The sequence below is a fragment of the Novosphingobium sp. AAP93 genome, assembly GCF_001296055.1.
Classification (GTDB): Bacteria; Pseudomonadota; Alphaproteobacteria; order Sphingomonadales; family Sphingomonadaceae; genus Novosphingobium.
This window is the reverse complement of record NZ_LJHZ01000096.1, coordinates 28,106-46,147: the sequence shown is the minus strand read 5'-3', so window position 1 is coordinate 46,147 and position 18,042 is coordinate 28,106. Positions and strand designations below refer to the sequence as shown.

General features: G+C 65.4%; 17 protein-coding genes. 12 read left to right on the top strand and 5 right to left on the bottom strand.

Annotated features, from left to right (window positions below):
• Positions 1-41: 41 nt before the first annotated feature.
• On the bottom strand, positions 42-1,616 hold the full coding sequence (locus tag IP83_RS14475; RefSeq protein WP_054122938.1) for an SRPBCC family protein: 1,575 nt from the start codon (positions 1,614-1,616) through the stop codon (positions 42-44).
• A 32-nt stretch (positions 1,617-1,648) separates the two neighbouring features.
• Complete coding sequence (locus tag IP83_RS14470; RefSeq protein ID WP_054122937.1) at positions 1,649-2,938, bottom strand: MFS transporter; 1,290 nt, start codon at positions 2,936-2,938, stop codon at positions 1,649-1,651.
• A 147-nt stretch (positions 2,939-3,085) separates the two neighbouring features.
• On the opposite strand from IP83_RS14470, the gene IP83_RS14465 reads away from it, so the two are divergent.
• From IP83_RS14465 to IP83_RS14445, 5 genes are all read left to right on the top strand, one after another.
• On the top strand, positions 3,086-3,478 hold the full coding sequence (locus tag IP83_RS14465; RefSeq protein WP_054122936.1) for a Zn-ribbon domain-containing OB-fold protein: 393 nt from the start codon (positions 3,086-3,088) through the stop codon (positions 3,476-3,478).
• A complete protein-coding gene (locus IP83_RS14460) occupies positions 3,475-4,623 on the top strand; it encodes a thiolase family protein (protein WP_054122935.1) in 1,149 nt (382 codons plus the stop codon). The genes IP83_RS14465 and IP83_RS14460 overlap by 4 nt, the downstream gene beginning before the upstream one ends.
• A gap of 3 nt (positions 4,624-4,626) precedes the next feature.
• A complete protein-coding gene (locus tag IP83_RS14455) occupies positions 4,627-5,397 on the top strand; it encodes an SDR family NAD(P)-dependent oxidoreductase (protein WP_054122934.1) in 771 nt (256 codons plus the stop codon).
• Between the two features lie 189 nt (positions 5,398-5,586).
• The gene (locus tag IP83_RS14450) at positions 5,587-6,519 is read left to right on the top strand and encodes an SDR family oxidoreductase (protein ID WP_054122933.1); all 933 of its coding nucleotides are present in this window, start codon (positions 5,587-5,589) and stop codon (positions 6,517-6,519) included.
• A gap of 190 nt (positions 6,520-6,709) precedes the next feature.
• Positions 6,710-8,308: a S10 family peptidase gene (locus tag IP83_RS14445; RefSeq protein WP_054122932.1), complete on the top strand. Its 1,599-nt coding sequence runs from the start codon at positions 6,710-6,712 to the stop codon at positions 8,306-8,308.
• Between the two features lie 115 nt (positions 8,309-8,423).
• On the opposite strand, the gene IP83_RS14440 is transcribed toward IP83_RS14445, so the two are convergent.
• The 3 genes from IP83_RS14440 to IP83_RS14430 all read right to left on the bottom strand — a co-directional run bounded on the left by IP83_RS14440 (position 8,424) and on the right by IP83_RS14430 (position 10,578).
• Entirely contained in the window at positions 8,424-9,215 is a 792-nt protein-coding gene (locus IP83_RS14440; RefSeq protein WP_054122931.1) for a sugar phosphate isomerase/epimerase, read from the bottom strand.
• Complete coding sequence (locus IP83_RS14435) at positions 9,215-9,955, bottom strand: glucose 1-dehydrogenase (RefSeq protein ID WP_054122930.1); 741 nt, start codon at positions 9,953-9,955, stop codon at positions 9,215-9,217. Before IP83_RS14435 ends, IP83_RS14440 begins: the two co-directional genes overlap by 1 nt.
• Positions 9,956-10,110: 155 nt before the next feature.
• The gene (locus IP83_RS14430; RefSeq protein ID WP_082364717.1) at positions 10,111-10,578 is read right to left on the bottom strand and encodes a nuclear transport factor 2 family protein; all 468 of its coding nucleotides are present in this window, start codon (positions 10,576-10,578) and stop codon (positions 10,111-10,113) included.
• A 103-nt stretch (positions 10,579-10,681) separates the two neighbouring features.
• On the opposite strand from IP83_RS14430, the gene IP83_RS14425 reads away from it, so the two are divergent.
• The 7 genes from IP83_RS14425 to IP83_RS14395 all read left to right on the top strand — a co-directional run bounded on the left by IP83_RS14425 (position 10,682) and on the right by IP83_RS14395 (position 17,925).
• Positions 10,682-11,452 carry an SDR family oxidoreductase gene (locus IP83_RS14425; protein WP_054122928.1) on the top strand — a complete coding sequence of 257 codons (771 nt, stop codon included), beginning with the start codon at positions 10,682-10,684 and terminating at the stop codon, positions 11,450-11,452.
• A 28-nt stretch (positions 11,453-11,480) separates the two neighbouring features.
• On the top strand, positions 11,481-12,785 hold the full coding sequence (locus IP83_RS14420; protein ID WP_231625059.1) for an aromatic ring-hydroxylating dioxygenase subunit alpha: 1,305 nt from the start codon (positions 11,481-11,483) through the stop codon (positions 12,783-12,785).
• On the top strand, positions 12,782-13,555 hold the full coding sequence (locus tag IP83_RS14415) for an SDR family NAD(P)-dependent oxidoreductase (RefSeq protein WP_054122927.1): 774 nt from the start codon (positions 12,782-12,784) through the stop codon (positions 13,553-13,555). Before IP83_RS14420 ends, IP83_RS14415 begins: the two co-directional genes overlap by 4 nt.
• Position 13,556: 1 nt before the next feature.
• On the top strand, positions 13,557-15,173 hold the full coding sequence (locus IP83_RS14410; RefSeq protein WP_054122926.1) for an FAD-dependent oxidoreductase: 1,617 nt from the start codon (positions 13,557-13,559) through the stop codon (positions 15,171-15,173).
• A 10-nt stretch (positions 15,174-15,183) separates the two neighbouring features.
• Positions 15,184-16,134 carry an SDR family oxidoreductase gene (locus tag IP83_RS14405; RefSeq protein ID WP_054122925.1) on the top strand — a complete coding sequence of 317 codons (951 nt, stop codon included), beginning with the start codon at positions 15,184-15,186 and terminating at the stop codon, positions 16,132-16,134.
• Positions 16,135-16,227: 93 nt separating this feature from the next.
• Positions 16,228-17,226 carry an NADP-dependent oxidoreductase gene (locus tag IP83_RS14400; RefSeq protein WP_054122924.1) on the top strand — a complete coding sequence of 333 codons (999 nt, stop codon included), beginning with the start codon at positions 16,228-16,230 and terminating at the stop codon, positions 17,224-17,226.
• An 18-nt stretch (positions 17,227-17,244) separates the two neighbouring features.
• Positions 17,245-17,925 carry an SDR family oxidoreductase gene (locus IP83_RS14395; protein ID WP_054122923.1) on the top strand — a complete coding sequence of 227 codons (681 nt, stop codon included), beginning with the start codon at positions 17,245-17,247 and terminating at the stop codon, positions 17,923-17,925.
• Positions 17,926-18,042 lie beyond the last annotated feature (117 nt).

The following is an 18,042-nucleotide window of genomic DNA, read 5'->3' as shown; positions in this document are numbered from 1 at the left end:
GATTCCGTACGGTCCGATCTGAATGTAACTGCTGCGTGCCGTCACCGACTCCTGGGCGGGGTCTCGCTCTCCAGCCAGCGGTTCAGCTTGTTGTGAAAATCGCGGATCTTGCTTTCCTGATAGCTCGCGAAGATCACCTCGCCCTTGGGATGATTGTGCAGGCCCTTCTGGACGGCGGCGTGATTGAGCCCGTCCTGGTTGAAGATCTTGTTGAGATAGCTGCCGAATTCGGTCGCCTTGGTATAGTCGTCCTCCAGATCGAGGAAGGTGCACTTGGCTGGCGCCGGGCGCTCTGCGCCTTCGGGCACCTGCACCATGTACATGACCTCGTGGAGCGACTGCTCCGGATTGTCCCCGTCGGGCCGGAAGCGGTAGAAGATTGGATTGAAATCCGCCCAGGGGTGCAGGTTGGGGAACACCGAGTAGAAGATCGCGTCGATCATGTCGGCGTCGCTGAACTGGTCGATCTTGTCGCCCCACTGCGGGCGCATGAGCTCGCGCCGGTCGCGCGCAGCATCGGCGCGGAAATCCTCGGTTGAGGCACTGGCAAAGCGGGTGGGCATGTTCTCCTCACCCGGTGCGATCTTGCCGCCGATCCAGTTGCACATGTGCGCGTCGGCGCTGACGACTTCGCCTTCCACGTGCGCGCCGGTCATGTCGAAGATCCCGGTCTTGCCATCGGGACGGGTCACCTCGACGCGGTTCTCCTCGATCCGGCGGTAGACGTGGCCGCTCAGCGGATGGCGGAAGCTGGTGAAGGCCTGGCCTTCGGGGAAAGCGGATGGATCGGGCGCATCGAGATCGGTGTGCGCGCTCGGCGGGCCCGAGGCCGACATGGCGCGGCTGATGTTCGGCCAGACGTCGTACTTGGAGCCGGTATCGAGGAACATCGGCAGCAGCTCGGGGTGCGTGCCGACAACGTGGTAGGATTCCATGAAGGCTTCCTGCGCCACTTTCCAGTTGCACGGCAGGCGCTTCACCATGTGCGCGGCCTTGTAGCGGCGCTTGAACGGCAGCGAGAAATGGCGGTCGATATCGCCGAGAAAATCGGCAAGCGGCTCGGCATTCGGGTCGGGATTGATGAACACGAAACCGCCCCAGTGGCCGACCGAAATGGCGGGGAGCGAGTATTCCTCTTCGGTGACGGTGGGGAAATCCCAGTGGCTGGGCACTTCCTTGAGGCGGCCATCGAGGTGCCACGACCAGCCGTGGAACGGGCAGCGCAGGGCCTTGAGGCCCTTTTTGTGGGCCTCGCACAATTGCCGGCCGCGGTGGAGGCAGGCGTTGGGGAAGGCCTTGACCGCGCCGGGGCCGTCGCCCGAGGCATTGCGCACGAGGATGTAGGAGAGACCGGCGATCTCGTAGACATGGGTGTCGCCGACATTGGGAATGTCGTCTTCATGGCAGGCCATCTGCCACACGCGCTTCCACAGCCGCTCGACCTCGCGCTCGTGCTCTTCCTTGCTCCAATAGCGGTGGGTGGCGACCTTGGTGACGCCGCCGGGATAGGGCGATTCCTCCAGATAGACCGGCGGCGGGGCAACCTTGTCGGCCCTGATCACATCGAGGTAGGTCACGCCTGCTGTGCGGTCGTGCCCGGTCTTGGTTTCCACCATTTGTCCGCTCTCCCTTGGACTTATCGGGCAGTCTACGCCTGCGAAGAACCGGGGCCATTCATCATTTTGAGGGGACCGCGCGCCATGCCGCCGGCGGCGTAGAGGTAGAACAGCGCAGCCGGGACGGCGAAGGCGGCGCTGACGCCGATCACCGCCCATGTCAGCGCCTTGGTGCCGAAGAGGGGGGTGAGGCTGGTGCTGGCAAAGCCGACGAGGAAGAGGCCGAGCGCCTGCCCGATGAGGTTGTTGAAGATCATCGCGACGGCCATCGCCATCGCCCGCTCGTCGGGGCGTACCGCGAGCTGGATGAGCGAGACGGTGGGCGCCTGCGCGGTGAGAAAGACGAGATAGCCGCAGGAGAACAGGCCGAGGAAGGTCCAGAAATGCGTGCTCTGGAGCGCCATCAGGTAGATCGGCAGGCAGGCGAGCGTGGCGATGGCGGGGAGCCAGGCGCGCCAGCGTGCGTCGCGCTGCACCAGCCAGTCGGTGAGGTAGCCGCCGAGCAGCGGGCCGGGAATGCCGCCGAGGACAAAGGCGAGGCCGAGGTAGAAGCCGACATCGGCGGTCGTGACCGGGAAATTGCGCAGCATGATCGCGGCGAGCCAGGTGGCGAAGACGTAGCCGGTGACGATCATGCAGCCGAACGCGCAGGAGGCGGCAAGGAACACGCGGTTTGCGAATAGCGCGCGCACGCCGGTGAACCACGCGGTGAGGCCCTCGGCGAGGCTGACCTTGGGCGGGACGGGTCGGCCTCCCGGCTCCTTCACCGTCAGGTAGAAGAAGAGCGCAAAGGCCATGCCGGGCAGGCCCAGCAGCAGGAAGGTCATGCGCCAGCCGACCGCATGGGCGAGCACGCCGCCGAGGATCAGCCCGGCCGCGGTGCCGAGCGTGGGGCCGAGGAAGTAGATCCCCATCGCACGGCCAAGCTCGTGGCCCTTGAACGTCTGGGTGAGCAGCGAAGTCCCGGCGGGGCCGCTGCCCGATTCGCCAATGCCGACGCCCATCCGCGCGAGGAAGAAGGTCCAGAAGCCGGTGGCGAGGCCGCAGCATGCGGTCATCAGGCTCCACGAGGCGATCGAGAGCGAAATGATCAGCGGACGGCTCATGCGGTCGGCCAGCCAGGCCAGCGGCAGGCCGCAGACGACGTAGAGCACGGTGAAGGCAAAGCCGGTGATCAGGCCGATCTGCGTGTCGCTGAGCGCGAAGGCGTGCTTGATGTCCTCGATCATGATCGAGAGGATCAGCCGGTCGGTGATGTTCAGCATGCCGCCGAAAGTGATCACGCCGAGCACGAACTGGCGGTAGTGGCGATGCTCTCCCAAGACGCCCGCTCCTTCTTTTCGCTAGGGCTAGGCCTTCGCGGCGGGGGCTGCGCCTAGCAAATTCAATGATCGTAGACCCCCGGCTTTGGTGTCACCATGATGGCAACAATGGGGCCGCAGCATTCGGCCCGACCCAGCGGGAAAGGTATGGCTGAGGTGCTGACGCCGATTGCAGAGAACCTGTGGACCAATGAAGCCGAGCCGGCGCTGATCGGCGGGCGGCTGCCCAGCGGCAAGATTGTGTTTCCCTATCCGAGCGGCGATGCGGCGGAGGGCGTCGAGCCCTGGCGCCTGTCGCGCAAGGGCACGCTGTGGTCGTGGACCCGGCAGGACTTCCAGCCCAAGGAACCCTACGAGGGGCCTGAGCCGTTCAAGCCCTACCTCCTCGGCTATGTCGAGCTGCCCGGCGAAGTGATCGTCGAGACGCGCATCGTCGATTGCGTGCTCGAGGATCTGAGGCTCGGCATGCCGATGGAATTCGTGGTCGCGCCATTTGATGCGACCCGTTCGACTTATGCGTTTCGTCCGGAGAAAGCGTGATGGAAGACGTCTATATCATCGGGGCGGGCATCCACCCCTTCGGCCGCACTGATGGCCGCTCGGGCCGCGATCAAGGTGTCTACGCGGTGCGGCAGGCGATGGCCGATGCCGGGATCGAGTGGACCGACGTGGGCTGCGCCTATGGCGGCTCGGCCGCCGCAGGCAGCGCGGACATCATGGTCAACGAACTGGGCCTTACCGGCCTGCCGTTCATCAACGTGGCCAACGGCTGCGCGACGGGCGGCTCGGCGCTTGCCTCGGCGCGCAATGCCATCGCGGCGGGCGAGTTCGATGTGGCGCTGGCGGTCGGCTTCGACAAGCACCCGCGCGGCGCGTTCAACGCCAAGCCCCGCGAATATGGCCTTCCCGAATGGTATGGCCAGACCGGGATGATGCTGACGACGCAATTCTTCGCGCTCAAGATCCAGCGCTACATGCAGCTTTACGGGATCAGCCGCGAGACGCTGGGGCGGGTAGCAGAGAAGGCCTTCCGCAACGGCGTGCATGCCGATCACGCGTGGCGGCGTTCGCCGGTCGATCTGGAGACGATCCTCAACTCGCCGATGGTGAACGATCCGCTGACCAAGTACATGTTCTGCGCGCCCGCCGAAGGTGCGGTGGCGCTGATCCTCGCGAGCGGCAAGAAGGTGCGCGAACTCGGCGCCGATGCGGTGAAGATCGCCAGTGTCGCCGTCCGCACGCGCCCGCCGGGCTCGTTCGAGGTGTTTGCGCCCTCGGTCGATATCGAGAATGGCGGCAAGCCGACGGTGCTCGCTTCCAAAGCCGCGTTCGAGCAGGCCGGGATCGGGCCGGAGGACATTTCGGTCGCGCAGTTGCAGGACACCGAGTCCGGCGCCGAGATCATGCACATGGCCGAGAACGGTTTCTGCAAGGACGGCGAGCAGGAGCAGTGGCTGCGCGAGGGCCGGACCGAGATCACCGGCAAGCTCCCGGTCAATACCGACGGCGGCTGCCTTGCCTGCGGCGAACCGATCGGCGCATCGGGCCTGCGGCAAGTCTACGAAAACACCGTGCAGCTGCGCGGACGCGGCGGCGGGCGGCAGGTGCCGGGCAAGCCCAAGGCGGCCTACAGCCACGTCTATGGTGCACCGGGTCTTTCCGGCGTGTGCATTCTGGAGCGCTGATTGATGGGCAAGATGACCGGCAAGGTCGCGCTGATTTCGGGCGGGGCTGAAGGCATCGGCGGCACGGTGGCCGAGCTGTTCGTGGCCGAAGGCGGCAGCGTGATGCTGGGCGACTTGCAGCTTGAGAAGGCCAAGGCCCATGCCGCGAAGCTGGGGCCGAATGCCGATGCGGTGCAGCTTGATGTGCGCAGCCTTGAGCAGTGGGAAGCGGCAGTGGCGGCGACATTGGCGCGCTTCGGCAAGCTGACGACCTTGTGCAACATCGCGGGCATTTCCGAGCCGGGGAACACCGTCGACGTCGATCTCGACAGCTGGCACCGCCATATCGACATCAATCTGACGGGGAGCTTCTATGGCTGCCGTGCCGCGATCCCGGCGCTGGCGGCTTCGGGTGAACCTGCGACCATCGTGAATGTCGGCTCGATGCTGGCGCAGCGTGCTTCGGGCAATATGGCGGCCTATTGCGCCTCCAAGGCGGGGGTGACGCATCTGACCAAGACGGTGGCGCTCGATTGCGCCGAGCGGGGACTGAAGATCCGCGCCAACACGGTGCATCCGGGCGCGATCCGCACGCCGATGTACAACCGCTATCTCAATGCAGGCGGGGCGACGCCGGAGCAGATCGAGGCGGTGATGGCCTCCGCGCATCCGATGGGGCGCGTGGGCGAGCCCGACGAAGTGGCGCGGGCGATCCTGTTTCTGTCTTGCGAGGATTCGAGCTTCACGAGTGGCACCGACCTCAATGTCGACGGGGCGAGCGCGATCAGGAGTTGAGAGGGAATTCCTACCCCTCGTCCGTTCGTCCCGAGCGAAGTCGAGGGAGTTTTGGCCGAGCGTAGCCGAGGTCTTGTGCGGAGTTGGTTCTCGGCTTCGCTCGAACGGGTCCCTCGACTTCGCTCGGGACGAACGGCGTAAAAACAAGGGCTGCGCATGACAGCCGGCATAACGAAGGAGAGATGCAAGATGGCACTGGTATCCGTCGTGGGCGCAACCGGCCGGCAGGGGCTGGCTCAAGTGCGCCAGCTTGTTGCCGCGGGGCATCAGGTCCGCGCCCTTTCGCGCAATGAAAAGCCCGATCTGGGGCCGACCAATGCGGACATCGAGACGCGGGTGATCGATCTCTATGATCGCAAGACCTACACCAAGGCGCTCGAGGGTTCGGACGCGGTGTTCTACAACCATCCGCTGCAACTGCGCGATTCCCGCGCCGAACTCGCCGGCTGGATCGGCGCGGCGGCGAAGGAAGTCGACGCCAAGCGTTTCGTCTGGAACACCTCGAGCTGGATCCCGGACAAGCCCGGCGATGCCTTCACGTATGCCGGCAACACCGCGGGCATCAACGCGCTGTTCCGTTCGGGTGTGCCGGCCACGGTGTTCGGCTCGGTGCTGTTCATGGACAACCTGCTGACCAACTGGGCGCGGCCGTTCATCGTCCACGAGAGCCGCTACGTCTATCCGCACAAGCCAACGCTGGGCGCGAACTGGATCAGTCTCGACGATGTCGCCAAGATCATGATCCACGCGATGGACCGGCCGGACATGGAAGGCACGTGGATGAACATCGGCGGGCCGGAGCGGCTGCTGCCGCCGCAGGTCGCGCAGATCCTCTCGGACCACTTCGGCCACACGATCAAGTATGATCCCTGCACGCCGGAAGAGTTCGGCGACCTCCTCGTCGGCGCGCTGGGGGATTCGATGGCCGAGGAAGAGCGGGGGCCCTTCTCGGCAGGCATCGCGGCGTTCTACAACTACAACAACAATGCGCCGACCAAGCCCTTCGAGGTGAATGTCGAGGCGATGATGGAACGCCTGCCGGGGATCGAGCTGGAAACGCTGGCGCAGTGGGTGGCGCGGCAGGACTGGTCCGACACGGCGCACCGGCCTTCGGCGGGGTAGATCCGCGCAACTTCTAGCCCCGCTCACCCTGAGCTTGTCGAAGGGTGCTGGTGCTTCCGTTGCGGTTGATGCTTCGACAAGCTCAGCATGAGCGGTCGGGGGTGGGAAATCCCACCTTGCAGGGTATGGACAAGAAACCGGCGCGGTGCGACCAACCGCGCCGGTTTTCTGTTTGTGGATGAGACATTTCATGCGGCTTCTCGGGATTTCGGCGCTGGCTCTGGCATTGGGACTCAGCACCGCGGCGCTGGCGGCGGACAAGCCGGCTGACGCGGCAAAGCCTGCCGAGGCGGCCAAGGCGGCGCCGGCAGGGCTGTTCCAGCCGGAGGAAGTCGCGAGCGAAGGTTCGGTCACCGTGCGCGGTGCGAAGATCGACTACAAGGCGGTGGCGGGCACGCTGGTGATCCATCCCAAGGGCTGGGACGATGCGGCGAAGCCCAAGGCGGAGGCCTCCAGCGACGAGGCGCCGGCCGAAGCATCGATGTTCTACACCGCCTATTTCAAGAAGGGCGCCCCTGCTGCCGATCGCCCGATCCTGTTCGTGTTCAATGGCGGGCCGGGTTCCTCCACCGTGTGGCTGCACATGGGCGCCTTCGGGCCGCGCCGGGTGGTGACGGCGGACGGCAGCCACACGCCGCCTGCGCCTTACAAGGTGGTCGATAATGGCGAGAGCCCGCTCGATGTCGCGGATCTCGTCTTCATCGATGCGCCGGGGGCGGGGTTCAGCCGGATCGCGGGGAAGGACAAGGAGAAGGCGTTCTACGGGATCGATCAGGACGTCTATGCCTTTGCCGATTTCATCAAGCAGTTCCTTGGCAAGTACCAGCGCTGGAATTCGCCGCGCTACCTCTTCGGGGAAAGCTATGGCACGCCGCGCGCGGTGGCGCTGGCGGCGCGGCTGCAGGGGACGGATGCGGTCGATTTCAACGGGATCATGCTGCTTTCGACGACGCTGGCGTTCGATTTCTGGGCCGATGCGCCGCAGTGGAACCCCGGCAACGACCTGCCCTATATCGCGGTGCTGCCGACCTATGCGGCGACGGCGTGGTATCACAACCGCGTGCCGGGTGGGCGCCCTGCCGCGCTGGAGCCGTTCCTCGCCGAAGCCGAAAAGTTCGCAACCGGCGACTATGCTGCCGCGCTGATCGAGGGGAATGACCTTCCGGCGGATCGCAAGCATGCGGTGGCCGAGAAGCTGGCGCGCTATACGGGGCTCACCCCGGCCTACATCCTGCGCTCGAACCTCAGGGTCAATCTCGGCCAGTTCAACCGCAACCTGATGGATGAGACCGGGCAGACCGTGGGCCGGCTCGACACGCGCTTTGCCGGGCCGAGCCTCGACGTGCTGAGCAAGGAAGCGGACTATGATCCGCAGTCGACCGCGATCAGTTCGGCCTATGTCTCGGCGTTCAACGATTATGCGCGGGGCAAGCTGGGATACGGCGCGGGCAAGGCGTTCAAGCTGTTTGCCAGCATAAGTGAATGGGACCTCAAGCACACGCCGCCGGGCGCCGGTAGTCCGGTGGAAGGTGCGGCGAACCTGCTGCCGGACCTTGCCTTCACGATGAAGACCAACCCGACGCTGCGGGTGCTGGTGCTGGGCGGGTACTATGACACCGCGACGCCCTATTTCGAGGGGCGCTTCCAGATGCGGCACCTGCCCGTGCCGGAGAACCTGCGCGCGAACATCTCGTACAAATACTACCCGTCAGGCCACATGGTCTATGCGCACGAGGACTCGCTGAAGGCGCTGCGCGAGGATGTGGCGGCGTTTGTGAGGGGGCGTTGAACGCAGTTTCCTCTTGTCGTCATTGCGCGCGGAGCGAAGCAATCCAGAAGTTGTTCTGCGCCGCTCTGGATTGCTTCGTCGCTACGCTCCTCGCAATGACGAGGCCGTGGGTGGATCAGGCGTTCGCCGCCAGCCAGCGGCGCGTGGCTTCCGCCACCGCCTTGGCCCGCTCGCCTGGATCGGGGAAGCCGTCGCGCAGGGCCTTGGAGCGCAGTTCGATGCTGAGCGGGATGCCGGGCGGGAGGCCTTTGTAGATATCCACGAGGGCCAGCGCGCCTTCGCCGCATTGTTCGCGAAGGTCGATGGCGTCCTCGATGATGGCTGGGAAATTCGCCGGATCGGGGCGCTTGGCGGGCGCGTCGCAGAATTGCGCGTAGGGGAGCAGTTCGCGCGGGATGCGGGCGATATCGGCGATGCTGCTTTGCGAGCGGTCGACGTGGATCGGATCGATCAGGAGGGCGCGCAGCGGGTGGGCGACCTGATCGAGCACGCCGAGGGCCATGGTGAGGTTCTTCACTCCGGTGAAGATGCCGAATTCCAGCGCGACACGCAGGCCGGTTCCTTCGGCGTGGACGCAGAGCTCGCGGAGGCGCGCGGCGGTCTTGTCCATGTCGGGTTCGGAGGAGACGCAGAGCACGTTCTGCGCGCCAAGTTCGGCTCCGACATCGATGACCTTCTTGTGGAGGGCCATGTCGCTGCCGGGCTGGATCCAGATCACTTCGACATCGAGCAGAGGGAGCCCCGTATCCGCGAGCGCGGTGCGGGCCTCGCGTGTCGTGCTGTCCGTCCACGTCTCGGGATCGACCCACAACCCGACCGCGTCGAACCCGCCGAACTGCGCGGCGCGGATCGTCTCGACAGGGCCGAATTCGGGGACGACGCCCGAGGCGAGGCTGATCGGGTTCATCAGATGGAACTGCCGCCGTCGATGCGGAATTCGGCGCCGGTGGTGAAGCCGGATTCGTCGGAGGCGAGGTAGACTGCGATGGCGGCGATTTCCTCAGGGGTGCCGATGCGGCCGATGGGGTGGACCGCGACCCAGCCGGCATAGACTTCGTCCGGGTTGGGCACTTGCGCCAGCACCTTGTCGAGGATCGGGGTGCGGATCACGCCCGGATGGATCGAGTTGCAGCGGATGCCGTAGCCGCTCTTGCCACAATGCGCGGCGATCGACTTGGTCATGTGCGCGACGGCGGCCTTGGCGCCGTTGTAGGCGACGAGATCGGCATTGGCGCGAATGCCCGCGAGCGAGGACATGTTGATGATCGAGCCGCCGCGCTCTTTCATGGCCGCCACGGCATACTTGCAGCCGAGGAACACGCCGACGACGTCGATCTCGAACTCGTGGCGGAACTGCTCGAGCGTGACTTGCTCGATGTTCCCGGCGGTGGTGATGCCGGCGTTGTTGATCACGCAATCGACGGTGTCGAGGCCGGCGAAGGCGGCGGCCCAATCGGCCTCCCGCGTCACGTCGAGATGGACGTAGCGGGCCTTGGCGCCGAGTTCTGCTGCGAGGGCTTCGCCGCCTGCGTCATCGATGTCAGCGATCACGACGCTGGCGCCCTCCGCCACGAAGCGCCGCGACATGGCGGCGCCGAGGCCCGAGGAGCCGCCGGTGATGAGCGCGGTCTTGCCGTTCAATCGCATGATTTTTGTCCTCTCCCAGATTCTGTTTCAAAGCAAAAACCGCTCATGCTGAGCTTGTCGAAGCATCAAACCCGACGGTTGTGGCAGCACCCTTCGTCCTTCGACAAGCTCAGGATGCGCTCAGGGTGAGCGGGGTTGGGGGAATGTCCTATGTTCTATTGCACATTCGCCGGATCGACGCGCTCCCAGTCGTGGTACGCCTGCCGCGCCACGATCAGCCAGCGCCCGTCCCGCTTTTCCATGCGGTCGCAATAGCGCCCGGCCACGATCCAGTCGGTGGCCTTGCCATGGGTCGGCACCGGGGTGCCTTCGGTGTGGCCGGCTTCGATGAAGTGGTAGGCGACGAAGTTGGCTTCGGTCTCCACGCTCAGGCCGTCAGCCGCAAATGCGAAGTGGACATTGCCGATGGTGTGGTGCGTCGCGGGGATCGTGCTCAGCACGGCACTGGCAAAACCGATAAACTCGTCGGGCGAACCGACGAAGGTGGAGTGGCGGTGGACGTGGTCGTCGGCGAAGCAGGAGCGGACCAAAGCCCAGTCTTTCCGGTCGATTCCCTTGCAATAGCGGTGGAGCAGGTCGCGGATCTCTTCGCGTGCCGAGAGCTCGTCCAATGTCAGTGCCACGGCCTCACCCCTCTCTTTTGCTAGTAACGCCCACCCCTGCTCTTGGGCCTAGCATCCGGGGTGAATTGGTGGGAACTTGGCAATAATGAGAGGAACGCCGCGTATGGGCAGGCTTTCGGGAAAAGTTGCGATCATCACCGGCGCGGCCAAGGGCCTCGGCGAGGCGGATGCGCGCATGTTCGTGCGCGAAGGGGCGCGGGTGGTGCTGACCGATGTGGACAGCGCGAATGGCGAACGCGTCGCTGCCGAACTCGGCGAGATGGCCGAGTATCGTCATCTCGACGTGCGGCACGATGCCGAATGGCGCGTGCTGGTCGATGATGTGGTCGCGCGGCACGGCAAGCTGGATATCCTCGTCAACAATGCTGGCGTGGTCGAGCTGGGCGATATCGAGACGCAGACCGAGAAGGACTATCGCTTCATCATGGCGGTCAGCGCGGACGGCACCTGGTTCGGCTGCCAGCACGCGGTGCGCGTGATGAAGGAAACAGGTGGCGGCTCGATCATCAACATGGCCTCGATCGCCTCGGTCCAGGGCGAAAGCGCGGTTGCAGCATATTGCGCAGCAAAAGGCGCGGTCGAGGGGCTGACGCGGGCGGTCGCGGTGCATTGTGCGAGGGCCGGCTACAACATCCGCTGCAATTCGATCCACCCGGCGGGCATCCTTACGCCGATGGTGATGGAAGTGGGCCGGCAGGCGGCGCTGATGCGCGGCGCGGAAGAAGCGCTCAACGCAGGGCCGCTGGTCAAGCTCGGCGAGCCGGACGACATTGCCTACACGGTGACGTTCCTCGCCTCGGACGAAAGCAAGTTCATCAACGGCGCGGCGATCCGCGTCGATGATGCAAGATCGGTGATTGCGGGAAATCCCTGAGATTTCAGCCCCCAATGGAGTACGGCCAATGATGGATCAGCAGACGGTCGAGACGATCAAGCGGCTGATGGAATGGGAAGCGGGGCGCAGCGCGCCGCCCGAGGGCTTCCCGTCGCTGCCGGACATGCCTGCCGGTCGATATACCAGCCAAGAATACTACGACCTCGAGCAGCGGTACATCTGGAAGAAGAGTTGGCTGTTCGCGGCGCACCTCGATGAAGTGCCGGAGCCGGGCAGCTTCATGCAGTGGGATAATGCGGGCCAGCCGCTGATCATCGTCCACGGCATGGATGGCGTGGTCCGCGCGTTCTACAACACCTGCCGACATCGCGGCGCGCCGGTCGTCACTGTGCAGCGCGGGCGCAGCCCCCGCCTGATGTGCGGCTATCACAACTGGACCTACAAGACCGACGGCGAGCTCGTCGGCGTGCCGGAATCGCAGGATTTCGGGCGTGCCTTCGACAAGTCGTGCCGCAGCCTGATCAGCGTGCGCTGCGAGATGTATGGCAAGCTGATCTTCGTCAACCTCGATGAAAACGCGATTGGCCTGCGTGAGTGGATGGGGCCGCTGTGGGACGAGTGGGAGGAGTTCGCCTTCGACCGGATGCGCCTTGCATCACGCCAGTCGTTCGATCTCAAGTGCAACTGGAAAGTGGCGATGGAGGCCAACATGGAAGTCTACCATGTGCCCTTCATCCATGCCCAGACCGTGGCGCCGCTGGTCGATCACAAGCGCAACGTGAACACGATCTTCCCCGGCGGCCACGCGCGGATGATCGCGCCGCCGCCGAAGAATACCAACCGGGCGCACGTGCGCGCGATCGACAATCCGCCGGAATGGCAATCGGTCGAGACGGTGGGCGAGCTGGGGCGGACCACCACACAGAGCTACACGATGTTCCCCAACTGGGTCTCGCCGCTCTCGAACTTCTTCATTCCGCCGCTGATCTTTTGGCCAACCTCGCTGAACACAACCCGGCTCGAGCTGATCACCATGGCGCTCGACTGGGGTGATGGCCCCACGCCAGACCTGTGGACAGAGCCTGACCACTCAATTGAAGGTGGGGGCGGTCGCAGGATGAACGCGATCATCCAGGAAGACACCCAGTTCGGCGAGGCGATCCAGAAGTCGATGGAAAGCGACGGGTTCAAGTCCGTGCCGCTGAGCTATCAGGAAGCGCGCATCTACAGCTTCCACCAGACCTGCGACAAGATGATCGGGCTGGACCGGGTGCCGCCGCACCTCGCCGTGGAGCAGGTCATCGGCAAGGACTGGGTCTGGCCGAACGATCCGCGCGTTGCCCTGATGGAGCGTGAGGCCGAACCGGCATGAGCATCCTCGACAGCTTTCGCATCGATGGGCGGGTGGCGGTTGTCACCGGTGCGGGCAAGGGGATCGGGCGCGCGATTGCCATCGCGCTGGCCGAAGCGGGGGCGGATGTGGCGCTCGGGGCGCGGACGGCGGCGGACATAGAGGCAGTGGCGGAGGAAATCCGTTCGCGCGGTCGGCGGGCGATTGCCGTGCCGACCGATGCGACCTCGATGGAGGCGCTGGAGAACCTCGCGGCCCGCGCTGCGGCGGATCTCGGTTCCGTCAGCATTTGGGTGAGCAATGCGGGCGGCATCCCCGACGGCAATCCGCGTTATCTGACCAAGACGACGGAAGCGAGCTGGGACGCGCAAGTCGATCTCAACCTCAAGGCTGTCTGGATGGGCGCGGTGGTTGCGGCCAAGGCGATGGGTGAAGCGGGGGGCGTGATCCTCAACACCTCCTCGCGCGCGGCGTTCGGACCGCAGGCGAAGAACGGGCCTTATGCTGCGGCGAAGGCGGGCGTGAACAGCCTCACCAGGACGCTCTCGCGCGAACTGGCACCGAAGATCCGCGTGAATGCAGTCGGGCCGGGGCCGATCCCCACGCAGAACTTCAACGAGTGCATGCGCACCGGGGATGAAGCTGCGCGCGAGGCGCTGCGGGAGATGATGCGCATTCCGCTCCAGCGGTATGGCCGCGAGGAGGACATCGCGGCAGCCGCAGTCTATCTGTGTTCGCCAGCCTCGGGCTGGGTGACGGGGCAGTGCCTCTACATCGACGGAGGGCTGTGAGGTGAGCGAGACGACCGATGTCCTGATCGTCGGTGCGGGCGCGGCGGGCATGGCTGCGGCGCTGTCAGCCCACGCGGCGGGTGCGGTGGTCACGCTGGTCGAGAAGGGCGACCGGCTGGGCGGCACTGCGGCAGTATCGGGCGGGATCATCTGGGCGGCGAACAATCCGCGCATGCAGGCGGCAGGCATGGCCGACAGCGAGGAAGACGCGCTCGCCTATTTCGGCAGCCTCGATCACGGCGAAATGGATGCCGAAGTGCTGGGCGCTTTCGTGCGCGAGGCACCGGGTGCTCTGGCTTTTCTGGAGGAGGCGGGCGCGCTCGAGGTCAGCATCCTGCCCGGCTATCCCGACTATTACCTCGACCGGCCCGGTGCGAAGCCCGAAGGCGGGCGGGCGCTGGACAACGAACTGTTCGACTTCACCACGCTGGGGCCGTGGGCGGAGAAAGTGTTCAGCGACGGCGTGATCCAGCGGATGATGCTGCGCGAAACACCGCTCGGCGGCAGCAGCGGGTTCGTCGATCCGGCGGAGCTGAAGCGCCGCGCGGATGCGGACTTGCGCGGGTTCGGGCAGGCGATGGTCGGGCGGCTGCTGGCGGCGTGTCTGGCGCGCGGGATCGAGCCGCAGTTGGGCATGAAGGCCGAGCGGCTGATCGTGGAGGCGGGCCGCGTGGTGGGCGTGGACTTTGCCGGTGGCCGCAGCATTCGCGCCGAACGCGGCGTGATCCTTGCGACCGGCGGGTTCGAGTGGAATGAGAGCCTCAAGAAGACCTTCCTGCGCGGGCCGCTCGATATGCCGGCCTCGCCGCCGGGCAATACCGGGGATGGGCTGAAGTTGGCGATGGCGGTCGGTGCGGGGCTGGGCAACATGACCTCCGCTTGGTGGGTGCCGACGCTTTCGCCCGAAGGTGCGCATTGGCCAGGCGGCGAGCAGCGCGCCGCGCCGGTGCTGATCGAGCGGACCCTGCCGCATAGCCTGCTGGTCAACCGGGCGGGGAAGCGGTTTTGCAACGAGGCGAACAATTATTCCTCGCTGGCGGGGGCATTTCATCTCTTCGATCCGGCGACCTATGATTATCCCAACAATCCGGCGTGGCTGGTGTTCGATGCGCAATACCGGGCGCGCTATCCCTTGGGCACGGTTATGCCGTTCGATGCGCTGCCGGAGTGGGTTTTCGTGGCCGATACGCTGGAGGAACTGGCGGCGGAGATCGGCGTTGATGCTGCGGCTTTTGTGCAGACGGTGGCGCGGTTCAACGCCAATGCTGCAAATGCCGAAGACCCCGATTTCGGGCGGGGTGTAAGCCAGTACGATCGCTTCTACGGCGACCGTTCGCGGCCCGGTGCGGCGGCGACTCTCGGGCCTCTTGTGCAGGGGCCGTTCCATGCGGTGCAGCTGAAGCTGGGCGCGCTGGGGACCAATGGCGGGGCGCGGACCAATGCGGCGGCGCAAGTTCTGGACGTGGAGGGTGAGCCTATCCCGGGGCTCTATGGCGCGGGCAATGTGATCGCTTGCCCCACGGGGAGCGTTTACGCGGGTGCGGGTGGCACATTGGGCCCGGCGCTTACTTTCGGATGTATCGCCGGGCGGACGGCTGCCCGGTTGGCCAATCAGTAAGGAAACACGCATGAAGCGCATTCTGGTGCTGGGCGCGACAGGCGACCAGGGGCATCCGCTGCTGACCCGGCTGATCGCGGCGGGGCTGACGCCGCTGGCGGCGCTGCGTAACCCACAAGCGCTCGCGGGTACCGAGTTCGCGCATGTCGAGACCGTGGCGGCGGATATCTACGATGAGGCTTCGATGATCGCGGCGGCCAAGGGCATGGACGCGATTGCCGCGCACCTCCCCTTCGTGTTCGACCGCGATCTCGCGAAGAAGATGGGCGCCAGCATCGCGGCTGCTGGCAAGGCGAACGGGATCAAGCGCATCGTCTTCCACACCAGCTGCCATATCGCCGACGAGGACATCGGCAGCCCGGCGATGGATGGCCGGCGCGACATCATCAAGGCGATTGCAGGGAGCGGCTGCGAATGGGCGATCATCGAATCGCGCGTGTTCATGGACAACATGATCCGCAGCTGGAACAAGCCCGGAATCGTCAACAGTGGCGTGTTTGCCTACCCGGCCAAGCCCGACCTCAGGATCTCCTGGATTTGCCTCGATGACGTTGCGGCCTTCATGGTCGAGGCGCTGACCAATCCTGATCTCCCGAGCGGGCGCTACAAGGTCGGCGGCCCTGAAGCGCTGGTGGGTGACGAAGTGGCGGCGACGCTCAGCAAGGTTTCGGGCAAGCAGATCGTGTTCAAGAGCCTGACGCCGGACGACTTCGCCTCGGCCATGAGTCTGCTGGTGACCGGCTCGCCAGACGTGAAGCCCGCTTCGATCTATGACGGGATGGCGCAGTTCTACCGCTGGTACAATGCCCAGCCGGTCTCTCCCTTGGTGGTGACGCCTGAGGAAATGGCGCGGCATTTCAGGCACAAGCCCGCGAGCCTTGCCGAATGGGCGGCGCGGCAGGACTGGAACGACCCGCGCGATCCGGCGCTGCAGACGCGGCTGGCGGGCATGGCGGGGTGATGCCCTTTGGGGCTCATTCAATTCGGTAGGTCCGTATGCGCGACGGCGGCGCTAGTCTCGGTGCCAAGACAATCTTTTGAGGGGAGAATCCGCGTGACCGAAACCCGCCAATGGCTGCTCAACGGACATCCCCGCGGCCGCCCGATCAACGATGACGACCTCAAGCTGGTAACCACCACGCTGCCCGAGCCGGGGCCGGGCCAGATGCTGCTCAAGACCCATTACCTCGGCTTCGATCCGGCGCAGAAGGGCTGGATGGAGAACATCGCCGACTACGTCGCGCCGATGGCGATCGGCGACGTGATGCGTGGTTCGGGCATCACGGAAGTCGTCGCCAGCAATGGCGGCAAGTTCCCGGTCGGCACGATGCTTTCGGGTTCGATCGTGTGGAGCGAGTACCTGATCCACGACGGCGAGGGGCTGATCCCTTGCATGCCAGAACTGCCGCCGACAGCGATGCTCTCGATCCTCGGGACGACGGGCGTGACGGCCTATTGCGGCCTGTTCAAGGTGGGCGAGCCGGTCGCGGGCGACGTCGTCGTCGTCTCGGGCGCGGCGGGCGCGACGGGGTCCATCGTCGGCCAGCTGGCCAAGATCGCGGGCTGCACCGTGATCGGCATCGCGGGCGGGCCGGAGAAGTGCGAATGGCTCGTCAAGGAAGCGGGCTACGACCACGCCATCGACTACAAGGCGGGGCCGATCCGCGCGCAGCTGAAGGAACTGGCGCCACACGGCATCAACGTGATCTTCGACAATGTCGGCGGCAAGATCCTCAACGACATGCTGGCGCTGATCGCCACCAATGCGCGCGTGGTGATCTGCGGCGGGATCAGCCGCTACGAGACCGGGAACCTCCCTGCTGGGCCGGAAAACTACTTCAACCTCGTGTTCCGCCGCGCGCGGATGCAGGGCTTTATCGTGCTCGACTGGGCCAGCGAGTTCCCCGATATCCGCCGCCGCCTGGTCAAGTGGGTGAACGAGGGACGGTTGGCCTACCGCGAAGACGTGCAGCACGGCTTCGAGAATGCGCCTGCCACCTTGCAGCGGTTGTTCTCGGGCTCGAACAAGGGCAAGCAGCTGCTCAAGCTGTGATCTGAAGGAGAGAAATCGATGGCAACCGTCGCGATTACCGGAGCCGCGCGCGGCATCGGGCTTGAGCTTGCTGCGCAGCATGTTGCGGCAGGCGATACCGTCATCGCCCTGCCGCGCAAGGCGAGCGCAGCGCTGGAAGACCTCGCCGCGTCGTCGAACGGCAGGCTGACTATCGTGCCCTGCGACGTGGCGAGCGATGCCTCTGTGCGCGCGGCGGCCGCTGCCAGTGGGGATGCCCCGATCGACGTGCTCTACAACGTCGCCGGGGTGACCGGCCCGATGGGCGGCGAGCTGGAAGGCGCCGACTGGGAGGCGTGGAACGAAACGTTCGCGATCATGGTGCAGGGTCCGCTGCGTGTGCTGCAGGCGTTCCTGCCGCGCCTTGGCGAGGGATCGAAGGTGATGAACATCACCAGCCAGCTGGGCGCGATGGCCTGGCCCATGGGCGGGATGTATTGCTACGCCTCGGCCAAGGCGGCGCTCAACCGGCTGATGCGGTCGGTGGCGATCGACCTCAAGCCCAAGGGCATCGTGATCGGCCTGATCCATCCGGGCTGGGTGCAGACCGACATGGGCGGGCCGCACGCCCAGATCACCCCGGAAGAAAGCGCCTCGGGCATTCGCAAGCTGGGGGCCGAATGGACGCTTGAGGATACGGGCGCCTTCCTCAAGTGGAACGGCGAGACGCACGAGTGGTAGGATGCCTGCGGGCCATTCCGACAAGACTGCAACCGGAAAGCCGGCCCCCGCAAAGGGCCGGCTTTTCTGTTGCCGGGTGCGTTCGGAGTGGTCCGGCAGCACTGCCGGTTTCCCTAT

Coding starts and splice junctions, on each gene's coding strand:
- IP83_RS14455 (WP_054122934.1), top strand. CDS start 4,627: ATGGGCAAGATGACCGGCAAGGTCGCGCTGATTTCGGGCGGGGCTGAA.
- IP83_RS14415 (WP_054122927.1), top strand. CDS start 12,782: ATGAGCATCCTCGACAGCTTTCGCATCGATGGGCGGGTGGCGGTTGTC.
- IP83_RS14445 (WP_054122932.1), top strand. CDS start 6,710: ATGCGGCTTCTCGGGATTTCGGCGCTGGCTCTGGCATTGGGACTCAGC.
- IP83_RS14465 (WP_054122936.1), top strand. CDS start 3,086: ATGGCTGAGGTGCTGACGCCGATTGCAGAGAACCTGTGGACCAATGAA.
- IP83_RS14450 (WP_054122933.1), top strand. CDS start 5,587: ATGGCACTGGTATCCGTCGTGGGCGCAACCGGCCGGCAGGGGCTGGCT.
- IP83_RS14405 (WP_054122925.1), top strand. CDS start 15,184: ATGAAGCGCATTCTGGTGCTGGGCGCGACAGGCGACCAGGGGCATCCG.
- IP83_RS14440 (WP_054122931.1), bottom strand. CDS start 9,215: ATGAACCCGATCAGCCTCGCCTCGGGCGTCGTCCCCGAATTCGGCCCT.
- IP83_RS14425 (WP_054122928.1), top strand. CDS start 10,682: ATGGGCAGGCTTTCGGGAAAAGTTGCGATCATCACCGGCGCGGCCAAG.
- IP83_RS14435 (WP_054122930.1), bottom strand. CDS start 9,955: ATGCGATTGAACGGCAAGACCGCGCTCATCACCGGCGGCTCCTCGGGC.
- IP83_RS14395 (WP_054122923.1), top strand. CDS start 17,245: ATGGCAACCGTCGCGATTACCGGAGCCGCGCGCGGCATCGGGCTTGAG.
- IP83_RS14475 (WP_054122938.1), bottom strand. CDS start 1,616: ATGGTGGAAACCAAGACCGGGCACGACCGCACAGCAGGCGTGACCTAC.
- IP83_RS14420 (WP_231625059.1), top strand. CDS start 11,481: ATGATGGATCAGCAGACGGTCGAGACGATCAAGCGGCTGATGGAATGG.